The following is a 13,181-nucleotide window of genomic DNA, read 5'->3' on the forward strand; positions in this document are numbered from 1 at the left end:
TTCTCGATATCCATTACCTTTAAAAGAGTGATTCAATTAAAGGAACTCATCGATGAGTAAAATTAGTTTGCTAATTATTAATGGAAAAAATGCTAACAACGGTGCATTGAGAAAAGCCGTTTACCAATTACGTAACGAAGGTTTTAACCTCCAAGTAAGAGTCACATGGGAATCCAGTGATATACGGCGTTTTGTACAAGAAGCTATAAATATGAATGCAGAAACTGTCATTGCAGCAGGAGGTGATGGCACAATAAATAGCGTTGCATCTGAACTCATTCATCTTTCTCCTTCGTCTCTACCTACGCTTGGTATTATTCCATTAGGTACAGCAAACGATTTTGCTACCAGCGCACAAATTCCCCGTGATATGGAAAATGCGCTTAACCTAGCCGTTAAAGGTCGCTCAGTACCTATTGATATTATCAATGTGAATAAGACCCACTATTTTATTAATATGGCGTCTGGTGGCTTTGGTACAAAAATCACAACCGAAACACCCGAAGCGTTAAAATCAGCATTAGGTGGTGCGGCTTATTTTATTAATGGGCTTTTGCGTATTGATACTTTAAAAGCTGACTATTGCACCATTGAAGCTGAAAACTTTCATTGGAAAGGTGAGTCTCTTATTTTAGGTATCGGCAATGGTCGTCAAGCTGGTGGAGGCCAACAGTTATGCCCTGAAGCCTTAATTAACGACAATAAACTCAATATCACCATTGTAGAAGCTCACGAACTGCTCCCTTCTATTCTAAGTAGCCTGTTTGATCGTAAAAAGAATGACAAGATAATCGAGCTTGAAAGTCACTGGGTAAACATTAGCGCTTCTCATGAAATGGTATTTAATTTAGATGGAGAACCCCTTTTAGGGAATAAATTTGAATTTATTGTGTTACCTGAAGCGATCCACTGCCGGTTACCGCCTCAATGTGACTTGTTATCTTAATGTAGATAAATGACAATCACTCTCATCTCATCATGAACTGGAGTATGTAATGACTGATATAGTAAGTTTGTTAGGTGCTGATGCAAAATCATTATTAGACCATCGTTGCCAAACCATCCCGAGCGAAAATCTCTATCTGCCAGGTTCTGACTTTGTTGATCGTGTCATGATTGATAATAATCGCCCTAATAGCGTGTTACGTTCAATGCAAACCCTGTTTAATCACGGACGTTTAGCGGGAACGGGTTATCTGTCTATTCTACCTGTTGACCAAGGTGTTGAGCACTCTGCGGCAGCCTCTTTCGCAGCAAACCCTCTCTATTTTGATCCAAAAAATATTGTTGAATTAGCAATTGAAGCAGGTTGTAACTGTGTTGCCTCTACTTATGGTGTTCTTGCTTCTGTTTCTCGTCGCTATGCACACAAAATCCCTTTTCTTGTGAAATTAAACCACAACGAAACCCTAAGCTACCCAGCGCAATATGACCAAACACTGTATGCTAGCGTAGAGCAAGCCTTTGAAATGGGTGCTGTTGCAGTGGGTGCAACTATTTACTTTGGTTCACAAGAAAGCCGTCGACAAATTGAAGAAATTTCAATGGCCTTTGAACGTGCTCATGAATTGGGTATGGTCACTGTACTATGGGCTTATTTACGCAACCCAGCATTCAAAAAAGATGGCGTAGATTACCATGCAAGTGCAGATTTAACGGGTCAGGCAAATCATTTAGCGGCAACTATTGGTGCTGATATCGTTAAACAAAAAATGGCTGAAAATAACGGTGGCTTTAAAGCGATTGGTTTTGGTCATACTGATGAGCGTGTTTACACGAAACTCACTACTGAAAACCCAATTGATTTAGTTCGCTACCAATTAGCAAACTGCTATATGGGCCGTGCAGGATTAATTAACTCTGGTGGCGCTTCTGGTAATAATGACCTTGAAGATGCCGTTCGCACCGCCGTTATTAATAAACGTGCTGGCGGTATGGGGCTGATCTTAGGCCGTAAAGCGTTCAAAAAATCAATGAAAGACGGGGTTGCCCTGATTAATGCAGTACAAGATGTTTATTTGAATAAATCTGTCACTATTGCTTAATTAATAAGTTCAACGATGAAAGCCCCTTATTATTTAGGGGCTTTATTGTTACCACCAGCGATGAAAATGGTGTACAGGACCAAAACCTTGCCCAACCTCTAAACTATCCGCATGTTCTAGCGCTTGTTGTAAATAGGCTTTTGCTTGTTCAACACAAATTTGCCAATTAGCGACTTGAGGACGAATAGCGGCTAAAGCGGCTGAAAGCGTGCATCCTGTACCGTGGGTATTTTTCGTATTAACGCGTTTTGAGGTAAATCGCCACTCGCCATCTTGAGTAAATAACCAATCAGGACTTTCATCTTCAGTTAAATGTCCTCCTTTCATTAACACGGCTTTGCATCCTTGCTTTAGCAATGCATAACCTTGTTGCTTCATCGTTGTTTCATCTTGAGCGACTTCACAACCTAGCAGTGTAGCTGCTTCAGGTAAATTAGGTGTGATCAAATCAACCAACGGTAAAAGCTGACTGACCATTTTATTAACCGCATCAGGCTGTAATAGAGGATCACCGCTTTTTGCAATCATAACCGTATCAAGCACAACAAAAGGAATGGCATATTGCTGAATTTTGTCGCAAACCACATCAATAATTGAGGCATTAAAGAGCATACCTATTTTGGCGCTATCAATTCGAACATCAGACAAAACAGCATCTAATTGAGCTGCAACAAAATCAGGGGATAAATCATAGACACTACGGACACCACAGGTATTTTGAGCAACAAGTGCTGTCATTACTGTTGTACCATAAACACCCAGTGCGGAAAATGTTTTCAGATCAGCCTGAATACCTGCGCCACCACTAGGGTCAGTACCTGCGATAGACAATGCATTGAATCTCACTGATTAACTCCTCCTTTCACCAGTTACAGAAAAGTCGGACTCTGTTAATCAGCAGAGTTACCTTGACTTCCCTACGCTGGCATTATCCAGATCAGGTTATACGGGTTCATCTCAGCCATAAGGCGCCCCGAGCCAAAGCCTATAAATTCAGGCGATAAGGAGTATCGCATGCTCAAGATAAAGATGCTAGTTTGATAGCTAATCTCGATTTATTAACTCCCTACTTTTGAGGCTTGTTATTCAGTAAGATAAATCAGCTCAAGTAAAAGTTTGGCATTCCCGTATACCTAAACATCGTGATGAGATCAGAGAATTACCTCGTACTTTTTTCTGTAATCTTTTTAAAGTTCATAATATCGTCGTTACTGATGAAGAACAAATCTCTGATGGTAAAGGTTTTTGGGTTGATATGATTTTATGGGCTTTTAGCAAAGGCCATTATATTTATGCTTCAGATGGAACTGAGGAAGATAGACCACTATACTTAATTGGCAGTATTGAAGATTTCTATAATAACTGGGATGCTTTCTGCTGGGGCAAAGATCGCGATACTCATACCCATATCGGCTACTTATCATAAGCCAAGAAAAATTATCTCAATAATAAGTAATCTATTTCCTGAAAACATGTGAGTAAACATTATTCACACGTTTTTGCCTTAGGATAATCTGCACAAAAAATCGACACACCACTAAATAAAACTCACTTAACTTAAACAATTTATAAACCAACACGGAATTTTTCTTTTTTTTATTTAACTCTTTTTATTCATTACTTTATTATCCCGTCGAAAATAAATACTTTTTTTATAAGTTAATGTTATTAATATCAATTTTTACTAATATTTCAATAAATTTATAAAAATAGATATTTGGTCAATTTTTTATATTGAAAATGACTCATCTTAAATAATATCTCTTTATCCTTATTTATCAGCTATTTACTTTCAATCTAATAAAAACTTAATTTTAAATTAAAAACAATACGTTACCATTAAAAGATAACAATATTGAATGCTCCAAATAAATGCATTCATAAATATAACAAATTTATTTATTTTTTTTATAACCGATTCTTATCCCTTAAGATTTTAGTTAAGAAGTCAAGTTTCAGATACCTCTTATCTTAAATACTTGTCGATTAAATAACACTATTAGTAACGTTTATTTGTCATCACCAGAATCATAGCAATGCCGTACTCGGAGTTATATTATGTTTTCAACCTATTTTCACCCTAGCGTATTAGCAACTACGTTGTTTTCGCTTGCGTTAACAACTACTGCTTTCGCTTCTGAAAATAATTCAACCCCACATCAGATTATTACGACAGAAAACCACCAAACAACCAATAATATGTCTCAATCTAATAGCGAAGAGAGTTACTGGGGGAAATTCAAACGTAATATCAATCAGACTTGGGACAACGACCAATATAACTACTATTTGCCTGTGTGGACTTGGCATAACCGTTTTACTTACGATAAAGAAAAAACGGATCGCTATAACGAAACGCCTTGGGGTTTTGGTATGGGGAAATATCGTTATGACAATGATGGTGATTGGCACTCTCTTTATGCGATGGCATTTATGGACTCAAATAACCGAGTACAACCTATTATAGGTTATGGTTTTGAGAAAATGTGGTATCCCGGTGATAAAGACGGTTTCCGTATGGGGGCAGGATTTACACTAAGTATTACAGCACGCCATGAATATGACTATATTCCGATGCCACTGCCATTACCGCTAGTCTCTGTGGGTTACGGTCATCTTTCACTACAAGCAACATATGTACCTGGTACGTACAACAATGGTAACGTATTATTTGCTTGGTTACGTTGGCAATAATTTTCTTACTTTTTTCCTATCAGAAGAAATACAAACAATATAAATAAAACACAAAAAAACGCATCTAATGATGCGTTTTTTATTATCAAATAAGCCAATAATATTTAAATATCCTGGCTTGCTTGAGCATTCTCTGGTGCTTTCTTCATACGGGAAATCTTAAATCCAACCCACAAGAACGCAATCCAGAACGGCATTAAAATAACTGAAATATTCACTTGTGGCATAAATAAGATAATCACCAAAATCATGCATAAGAAAGCAAGGCAAATATAGTTACCATATGGATACCAAAGCGCTTTAAAGGAAGGCTCTACACCCTCTTTAATTTTTGTTGCTCTGAATTTTAAATTAGCTAAACAGATCATGATCCAATTAAGGACTAATGTTGTCACCACTAACGCCATTAATAGTTCTAATGCTTGATCGGGTAATAAGTAGTTAACTAAAACACCTAATGAAGTTGCAACTGCTGATAATAGTAATGACATCACAGGCACACCACGCTTATTCACACTAGCAAGTGAATGTGGTGCATTACCTTGTTTTGCCAAACCATAAAGCATACGGCTATTAGAATAAACGCCACTGTTATAAACAGATAATGCTGCTGTTAATACCACAGCATTTAAAATATTAGCGATTAAGAAATTATCCAAATTATGGAAAATCAGTACGAATGGGCTTTCACCTTTCACAACTTGAGTCCAAGGATAAAGTGAAAGTAGTACCAACAATGAACCGATATAAAAAATTAAGATACGATAAACAACTTGGTTAGTCGCTTTCGGGATGCTCACTTTCGGATTTTCAGCTTCGGCTGCAGTGATCCCCACCAACTCAAGCCCACCAAAAGAGAACATAACAATCGCTAAAGCCGACATAAAACCAGTAAAACCATGGGGGAAGAAACCTAACTCCCATAAATTGCTGACCGATGCTTGTGGGCCACCATTACCGCTGGCCAGTAAATAGCTACCAAATAAAATCATACCGACTATCGCCAACACTTTAATAATGGCAAACCAGAATTCTGTTTCACCATACATTTTGACGTTAATCAGGTTAATTAAGTTAATTGCGACAAAGAAGATAGCCACAGAAACCCAAACAGGGATATCGGGTAACCAATAGTTAATGTATTTTCCTGCGGCAGTTAACTCTGCCATACCGACAAGAATAAACATCACCCAATAATTCCAACCAGATAGGAATCCAGCAAAAGGGCTCCAATATTTATTAGCAAAGTGACTAAACGAGCCCGCAACTGGCTCTTCGGCAACCATTTCGCCCAGTTGGCGCATGATCATAAACGCAATAAAACCACCAATAGCATATCCTAATATTACTGATGGGCCCGTCATATTAATGGTTTGCGCTATACCAAGAAACAGACCAGCGCCGACAGCACCACCCAGCGCAATGAGCTGGATATGTCGATTTTTTAGACCGCGCTTAAGTTCTGTCTGTTGCGACTTTCTCGCCATACATCCTCTTCTCTTATTATTTTATCAACTTAACATGTAAACTAATATTTACGATTTTGTTTATTTCAAGCCCCCATTAAAACACTAATCTGACTTGAATAACAAATACATTTTATGCTAGGCGAAAAATAATAAGAAAAGTGATTTTCTAGCTATGTTTGGAGGGGAATAATGTGGTAAACCGACAAAGACCTTGCTGAAAATCTTCTCCGCGATCGCAAAAGTTATCTAAAGCCATAAGATAGAGACCAAAGCTGATGGCTAATGCAATAATTAAACTAATAATTATTTTCTTTGCGTTCAATTTAAAATCCTTTAAATACATTTTGTTAGTATGATGAATAACATTATAAGCATTCGCTTAAATACGATAACAACACGGGGAGTTGTTGTTATAAAATTCGCAATCAATTATCTCTATGAGTAAATTTAGCATACCTTTCATAATGAAAGGTAAACGCTTCCTCGACAGACTCTCGATAATTTGTACTTTTTTTCTTTAAACAGTCGGCAAAATGAACACTTTTTATTTTAATTACACATTTTGCCAACGAGAAGAGATAGCTATCCATTAATATGGATTTCTCTGTCTGCCACTTTTTGTATAAGATTAGGGAGTTAATTTTGATTTTTACCTTAACTTCATTGATAAAATGGAACTGTAATGCCACAAGATAATCATCTCGCATTAGTTTGCGCGCTAAGTAAATGGATTGAGGAGCATTTAGGCCGTGTTATCCATCTTGAGGAGTTGGCGGCTTATTCTGGGTATTCTCTTTGGCACATGCAGAAAATCTTTAAAGAAGTCACAGGCACCTCTTTAGGAAAGTATATTCGTCAACGTAGACTTGCTGGCGCTATCCATTTATTACGTACAAGTGAACGTTCTATCTTTGATATCGCCCTCGATTTTGGCTTTGGTTCACAATCTCACTTTACTTATATGTTCCGTAAAGAGTATGGCATTACGCCTTTCGACTTTCGGCAAAATCAAGAGATCGTATTAGAAACCAAACAACCTTTACATTTACAATCACCTTGTTGTGATTAACCCTTCTATTTGTGTGGCATTATGCAGATAGCCTTAAATGTCACATAAATAATACTCAAGCTATGTGATGATAGACCGCTTCGTCCTTCCTTTATCATGATTGCTTTTATTTTATATGGGGATGCTAATGAGTATTAAGCTTATCGCTATTGATTTAGATGGAACCTTACTCAACAAACAACACGAAATCACACCCGAAGTACAAGATGCTGTTCAACGAGCCAAAGAAGCGGGTGTTAAGATTGTACTGGCTTCAGGGCGCTCTTTTAATGGCATCTCCCCTTATTTAAAAATACTCGGTCTTGATACTTCGGATTGTTACTGTATTAGTAATAATGGTAGCCAAATTCATCAAGCAGATAATGGTGAAGTCATTATTCAGGATTTACTCAATTTTGAAGACTACCTCTATTTTGAAAATCTCGCTCGTGAGATAGGCGTTCATTTTCACGTCATTAGTGACAATAAAATTTATACCACTAATCGCCATATTAGCCATTTCACCTGCCAAGAGGCGTTCTTATCTTGGACACCGCTTTATTATCGCCCTCTTAATGAAATGCAATCTGATATGTATTTTAGTAAATTTATGATTGTTGATGCCCCTGCCGTTTTAGATAACGCCATCCAATATTTGCCCACTAACATTTACGAACAATACAGTATATTACGTAGTGCCCCTTATTTTATTGAAGTGCTAAATACCCATGTCAATAAAGGAAGTGCTGTCCAAAAAGTAGCTGAACATTTAAAAATTACGCCAGAAAAAATTATGTGTATCGGTGATCAAGGTAACGATTTAGCCATGCTGAAATATGCAGCTTTAGGGGTTGCCATGGGCAATGCACCTGACGAAGTGAAAAAAGTCGCCAAATTCGTCACACTTTCTAATGAAGAGCACGGTGTTGCAGTCGCTATTAATAAATTTATTTAAACACGATCTTTTTTGTGTTTTATCGCGAATGTCTACAAAATTATATAGTAATTGTGATCCTTAGTAGAGGATCACACTGCTTTTTGACCAAAAATATAGCCTTTTATTATTCTATAATTGCTGTTAAATAAGCGTTAAATCTGCCTTTCTTCTTACATATCCTTCAGAATTTGTTACTATCAATTCACTTTTCGTTATTCAAACTGCGTTTTTACAACATATTCAGCTATTAAATAGGCTAAAAGTAGAATAACACATATAAATCATTAATATATTTTCTTCACAGACAGGTAGTTTTAGTTATGCTTTCTACAAAAGACATGCTCGTTCTTGGAATGATGGTTTTTGCACTCTTCCTCGGCGCTGGTAATATTATTTTCCCCCCTATGGCGGGTTTTCAATCGGGAAACCTCTGGTTTAGTACATCCTTAGGTTTTCTTGTTACGGGTGTCTTACTCCCTTTCCTTACTTTGGTTATTGTAGCAATTCGTGGACGTGGTGAGCGCCTTTCTGTTGATTTACCTTCATGGGTTGCCGTCATTTTCTGGGTAGCACTGTACCTTATCGTAGGCTCTACTTTTGCGATGCCTCGTGTCACCAATACCGCTTATGAAATGGGTTTCTTACCTTTAGGGCTTATTGAAAAAAATACGGCAACACATCTTACTTTTGCACTTGTGTTCAATATCACAAGTATGTTCTTCATGCTAAAACAAGGTACGATGATAAGTGCTATTGGTAAGTTTATGACTCCAGCACTGTTAATCTTACTGGTTGTTGTAGGCATTGCCGTTGTCGCAAAACCTATTTCACCTATCGGTGAACCAACAGGCCTTTATGCTGTTAATGGTTTCTTCTCTGGCTTTATAGACGGTTACCAAACCATGGACGTCCTTTCTGCTATGGCATTTGGTGGTATTGTTGCACGAGCGCTGTATACCAAAGGGATAACTGAACCTCGCCAAATCGGTTTTATTACCGTAAAGGCCGGATTGATATCAGTTTTACTGTTAGCTGCACTTTATCTATGCCTTTTCTATTTAGGCGCCACTAGCCATTCTGTTTCTGTTTTTGCAGATCCTGCACTCAATGCAACTAATGGTGGTCAGATATTCTCTCGCTATGTTGATGCCTTATTTGGCCCTATTGGTACTTGGCTAATGGGTGGAATTGTTTTATTAGCGAGTATGACTACACTCGTTGGTGTAACAAGTGCGGCGGCTGATTATTTTGCGACATTCCACCATCGCTTAGGCTATCGCTTTTGGGTTGTTGTCTTTACATTAATGACAACAATTGTATCAACGTTCGGCCTTGATACTTTATTACGTGTGACCATTCCTGCGTTATTAATGATTTATCCAACATCAGTCACATTGGTATTGCTACAATTTATTCGTAATAAATTAAAATCACCGCGCTTTACCTATCGTTTTACTATTGCCATCATCGTATTAATGAGTCTTTTCGACACATTGAAACAATTAAAGTGGTTAAATGCTGACTTACTACAATTATTTAGCTATATCCCGCTTTCTGATTATGGGCTAGGTTGGGTATTACCTGGTGTGATAGCTTTCGCGATCTCATTAATAGTGAGTTTAAATTTGAAAGAAGAGCCACGCTCTGTAGAAAATACTGCGCAATAATCAGCGTGTAACACATCATTCGTCACACAGATTAAAAAAGCGTCTTCTCAATTTTATATTGGAGGCGCTTTTTTATTATTTATATTTTCTCCCCATAACAGGAGGTGTTAAGTTCGGTATTTCTCAATTAACGCTTTTAAAATCGCCTCTGATTGTGCATCAGGAATACCATCTGCTCTTGTAGCCCTAAAGTGCATTTGAAAAGCTTTCACTACTTTTAACGCCTTTTCATCTAATACACCATTTGTTGGCGTCTGATAACCATATTGTTGTAATAATTTTTGAAAACTTGCTATATCAACGGGTTCAAAGGGATCTCGACCAGCCAAATACAATTGTACTAGCTGTTTATCAGGCCAGGCTCCTATTCCTTGACTTGCCAACCTTTCCCAAGGGAATAAAGGACCAGGATCGACTTTTCTTAGAGGCGCAATATCACTGTGGCCTAAAACATTTTGAGGTTTGATGCCATAACGTGTAATTATATCTTTCATCACTACTGAGATCGTCACTATTTGATCTGCGGTATAAGAATACCAATACCTAAACTTACCCTTGTCACGGTAACCAAGATTAACGATTTCAATACCAATAGAGCAATTATTTAAGCTAGTTGCTTCTCCCCATTGACTAACTCCTGCATGCCAAGCGATTTGTTTTTCATCCACTAAAGAGATAACAACAGGTTTTCCATTAATAGACGAAGGGTGTGTAGGGATCAAATAATGGCTACTGACTCGACCATCAGTAAGTACCTTAAGTGAGCGTTCATCATCTAGTGCGGTATAATGCATCACAAGATATTTTACACACTCATTAGCGTCCTGTTTATTAGGAATAATTTTAGCTATGTAATCGCCCCTATCAATAAACTCTGATTGTTTGGCACAACCGGTTAAGATGCTTATTGCAATAAATAATCCTATATAACATCGACTAAATCGCATTTCTGATCCTTGATTAACTATTCCCAAAGTTAAATTGTAATAAAAAAACCCATATTAAAGAATATGGGTTTTGAGTTTTGTCGTTTTTTTGTTATTTATTTCAATTATTGCTTACTTTTTCACATCGAACTAAAGGCTCATCTGGAATGATATTATTTTCCCAGATACCGTCTTCAATATCAGCTTGTAATTCTGGATATTGGCGTATATCAAAAGTTGGCAATAAACCGGCTTGTCGTTGTTGGTTATAATCTTTGACTAATTTTAATGCGACACCAGAAAGTAAGATAATGGCAATTAAATTCGTCATTGCCATTAATCCCATAGAGAGATCAGCCATTTTCCAAACAAGGGGCATATCTGCTAAAGCCCCGAACATCACCATCGCTAATACTGCGAAACGTAAAAGGAATAACCCCGTTGTATGATTACGTCCCAGAAAAATCATATTACTTTCAGCGTAAGCATAATTGGCAATAATCGACGTAAAGGCAAAGAAGAAAATAGCAATAGCAATAAAGGTACTTCCCCAACCGCCAACGCTTGATGACAGTGCTAATTGTGTCAATTGAATACCGTTAATACCATCAGGATAACTATCAAGTACTCCTGATGACAAAATGATCACCGCTGTTGCGCTACAGATAACCAATGTATCCATAAATACACCAAGCATTTGAATATATCCTTGAGATGCAGGATGTGGCGGATAAGGTGTGGCAGACGCAGCAGCATTAGGCGCAGATCCCATCCCTGCTTCGTTAGAAAATAAGCCTCGTTGAATACCTTGAGTCATTGCTTGGCTAATGCCATAACCGACTGCGCCGGCTGCTGCTTCTTGTAAACCAAAAGCACTTTTAAAGATTAAGAGGAAAACCTCAGGTAAGCGGTCAATATGATCAGCAACAACCCAGAATGCCAATAATAAATAAGCTGTTGCCATAATAGGAACAACTAATTCTGCAACACGAGCAACCCAACGTAGACCACCAAAAATAATAAACCCACTGGTTGCCACTAAAAAGATACCGACATAAAATGGATCAAAATTAAAGGCTGATGCTGTCGCTTGCGCGATCGAATTAGCTTGAACTGCATTAAAAACTAAACCAAAAGCGATGATTAAGAAAATAGCGAAGAGAACGCCCATCCAGCGCATTTTCAATCCCTTCGTCATATAATAAGCGGGGCCTCCGCGGTAATTACCCTCATCATCTTTTGTTTTATAAAGTTGTGCTAATGTACTTTCAATTAAAGATGTTGCCATACCGATTAGAGCAACAACCCACATCCAAAAAATAGCGCCAGGTCCACCTGCAGTTAATGCAATGGCGACACCGGTCAAATTTCCTGTCCCCACGCGCGCAGCTAAACTTGTGCATAATGCCTGAAAGGAAGAGATCCCTGATTTATCTGACTTATGGCTATTTTTTAAAATAGAGAACATATGGCTAAAATGTCGGATTTGTATAAATCCAGTACGAATAGTAAAATAAATACCGACTCCTAAGAGTAAGTAGATAAGGGCATATCCCCATAAAATGTTATTTGCAACGTTTATTAGCCCAGTCAAATTAATCCCCCTGTATGATAACGTATATAACCTATCCTTACATCGCTATTGAAATAAAACGAATAAACACCGTGTAATAGAATCAATTAATGATTCGAGTATATCTTAATGTAATATCAAAAATTACTGAGTGAAAAGCGAATTAAATGTAACACAAGATTGTGCACCATGTATATTTTTTGTTTATTTTTTTACATTTTAGTATTTTAATTTAATTATTTCATTAACCAAAACAAACAGTAGCTTAAAATAAAAAAACCATATATATCATTGAGATAAATAACTTTCTCTTTATTTCCATTAACTCAAAACAGAAAAATAAACACTTTAGTAATGAAGTTAATCAGTCATTTTAGAAAAAAAACAAATAGCTTAAAAAAACATCAGACAATAACTTTCTTTATTTATCTAAAATAAGATCAAAGACGAAAAATCAAAATGATTTGGTAAAGTAATATTTTGAAATATTGATTAATCAATATTATTATTAACATTTAAGAAATAAGCTTTTATGTAACAATTAACAATAAACATTTTATATCGCTTAATCGATAAAATACTTTAATATTAATAAGATATTGAAATAAGAAAAAAAGTATACTTTATAATTTTCTTATAGTTTTATCCAAATATTTAGATTCTAATATATCTTTTCATTTCTCATTTTTACGAATTCTATTGATGGATTTTCTTTCTATTTTTTATTCACTAACTATTCATTAATAGCACTCTTTTTTTTTTGAACAGGAAATAAAATTTAATAAATCTTTATTTTTTATTAATAAAAAAATGAAGAATCAC

At 36.7% G+C, this 13,181-nt stretch carries 11 protein-coding genes and 1 riboswitch; of the genes, 6 read left to right on the top strand and 5 right to left on the bottom strand.

What is annotated here, in order from left to right; translation table 11 throughout:
• The first annotated feature begins 52 nt into the window (after nucleotides 1-52).
• Nucleotides 53-946, top strand: coding sequence for a lipid kinase YegS (yegS, locus tag GWJ05_RS15585; protein ID WP_036936024.1), 894 nt, complete (start codon nucleotides 53-55; stop codon nucleotides 944-946).
• 49 nt (nucleotides 947-995) lie between these two features.
• The gene (gene fbaB, locus GWJ05_RS15590; protein WP_036936021.1) at nucleotides 996-2,045 is read left to right on the top strand and encodes a class I fructose-bisphosphate aldolase; all 1,050 of its coding nucleotides are present in this window, start codon (nucleotides 996-998) and stop codon (nucleotides 2,043-2,045) included.
• A gap of 48 nt (nucleotides 2,046-2,093) precedes the next feature.
• Here the strand turns inward: fbaB and thiD are convergent, their stop codons facing one another.
• On the bottom strand, nucleotides 2,094-2,891 hold the full coding sequence (gene thiD / locus GWJ05_RS15595) for a bifunctional hydroxymethylpyrimidine kinase/phosphomethylpyrimidine kinase (protein ID WP_036936018.1): 798 nt from the start codon (nucleotides 2,889-2,891) through the stop codon (nucleotides 2,094-2,096).
• 51 nt (nucleotides 2,892-2,942) lie between these two features.
• A riboswitch (TPP riboswitch) is annotated at nucleotides 2,943-3,031 on the bottom strand.
• Nucleotides 3,032-4,103: 1,072 nt separating this feature from the next.
• Here thiD and pagP point away from each other — a divergent pair.
• Nucleotides 4,104-4,739 (top strand): lipid IV(A) palmitoyltransferase PagP, encoded by a 636-nt coding sequence (pagP, locus tag GWJ05_RS15600; protein ID WP_087802197.1) that lies wholly within the window; start codon nucleotides 4,104-4,106, stop codon nucleotides 4,737-4,739.
• A gap of 104 nt (nucleotides 4,740-4,843) precedes the next feature.
• Here pagP and GWJ05_RS15605 read toward each other — a convergent pair whose 3' ends face one another.
• Together GWJ05_RS15605 and mgrB are read right to left on the bottom strand one after the other, a co-directional pair.
• The gene (locus GWJ05_RS15605) at nucleotides 4,844-6,226 is read right to left on the bottom strand and encodes an amino acid permease (RefSeq protein WP_036936012.1); all 1,383 of its coding nucleotides are present in this window, start codon (nucleotides 6,224-6,226) and stop codon (nucleotides 4,844-4,846) included.
• A 148-nt stretch (nucleotides 6,227-6,374) separates the two neighbouring features.
• Nucleotides 6,375-6,551 (bottom strand): PhoP/PhoQ regulator MgrB, encoded by a 177-nt coding sequence (gene mgrB / locus GWJ05_RS18750; protein ID WP_164526450.1) that lies wholly within the window; start codon nucleotides 6,549-6,551, stop codon nucleotides 6,375-6,377.
• A 339-nt stretch (nucleotides 6,552-6,890) separates the two neighbouring features.
• Between mgrB and GWJ05_RS15615 the strand changes: the two genes are divergently transcribed.
• The 3 genes from GWJ05_RS15615 (at nucleotide 6,891) to brnQ (ending at nucleotide 9,860) form a co-directional block, all read left to right on the top strand.
• Entirely contained in the window at nucleotides 6,891-7,277 is a 387-nt protein-coding gene (locus GWJ05_RS15615; RefSeq protein WP_006533085.1) for a helix-turn-helix domain-containing protein, read from the top strand.
• A 127-nt stretch (nucleotides 7,278-7,404) separates the two neighbouring features.
• Nucleotides 7,405-8,211, top strand: a complete 807-nt coding sequence (gene yidA, locus GWJ05_RS15620; RefSeq protein ID WP_036936005.1) for a sugar-phosphatase — start codon at nucleotides 7,405-7,407, stop codon at nucleotides 8,209-8,211.
• Nucleotides 8,212-8,513: 302 nt separating this feature from the next.
• Complete coding sequence (gene brnQ, locus GWJ05_RS15625; RefSeq protein ID WP_036936002.1) at nucleotides 8,514-9,860, top strand: branched-chain amino acid transport system II carrier protein; 1,347 nt, start codon at nucleotides 8,514-8,516, stop codon at nucleotides 9,858-9,860.
• A gap of 107 nt (nucleotides 9,861-9,967) precedes the next feature.
• Here brnQ and GWJ05_RS15630 read toward each other — a convergent pair whose 3' ends face one another.
• Complete coding sequence (locus GWJ05_RS15630) at nucleotides 9,968-10,807, bottom strand: N-acetylmuramoyl-L-alanine amidase (protein ID WP_036935999.1); 840 nt, start codon at nucleotides 10,805-10,807, stop codon at nucleotides 9,968-9,970.
• 100 nt (nucleotides 10,808-10,907) lie between these two features.
• A complete protein-coding gene (locus GWJ05_RS15635) occupies nucleotides 10,908-12,380 on the bottom strand; it encodes an alanine/glycine:cation symporter family protein (RefSeq protein ID WP_036935996.1) in 1,473 nt (490 codons plus the stop codon).
• Nucleotides 12,381-13,181 lie beyond the last annotated feature (801 nt).

The sequence above is a fragment of the Proteus sp. G2626 genome (genome assembly GCF_009915985.1).
GTDB lineage: Bacteria > Pseudomonadota > Gammaproteobacteria > Enterobacterales > Enterobacteriaceae > Proteus > Proteus vulgaris.

Coding starts and splice junctions, on each gene's coding strand:
- mgrB (WP_164526450.1), bottom strand. CDS start 6,551: ATGTATTTAAAGGATTTTAAATTGAACGCAAAGAAAATAATTATTAGT.
- GWJ05_RS15605 (WP_036936012.1), bottom strand. CDS start 6,226: ATGGCGAGAAAGTCGCAACAGACAGAACTTAAGCGCGGTCTAAAAAAT.
- GWJ05_RS15630 (WP_036935999.1), bottom strand. CDS start 10,807: ATGCGATTTAGTCGATGTTATATAGGATTATTTATTGCAATAAGCATC.
- yegS (WP_036936024.1), top strand. CDS start 53: ATGAGTAAAATTAGTTTGCTAATTATTAATGGAAAAAATGCTAACAAC.
- pagP (WP_087802197.1), top strand. CDS start 4,104: ATGTTTTCAACCTATTTTCACCCTAGCGTATTAGCAACTACGTTGTTT.
- fbaB (WP_036936021.1), top strand. CDS start 996: ATGACTGATATAGTAAGTTTGTTAGGTGCTGATGCAAAATCATTATTA.
- GWJ05_RS15615 (WP_006533085.1), top strand. CDS start 6,891: ATGCCACAAGATAATCATCTCGCATTAGTTTGCGCGCTAAGTAAATGG.
- yidA (WP_036936005.1), top strand. CDS start 7,405: ATGAGTATTAAGCTTATCGCTATTGATTTAGATGGAACCTTACTCAAC.
- brnQ (WP_036936002.1), top strand. CDS start 8,514: ATGCTTTCTACAAAAGACATGCTCGTTCTTGGAATGATGGTTTTTGCA.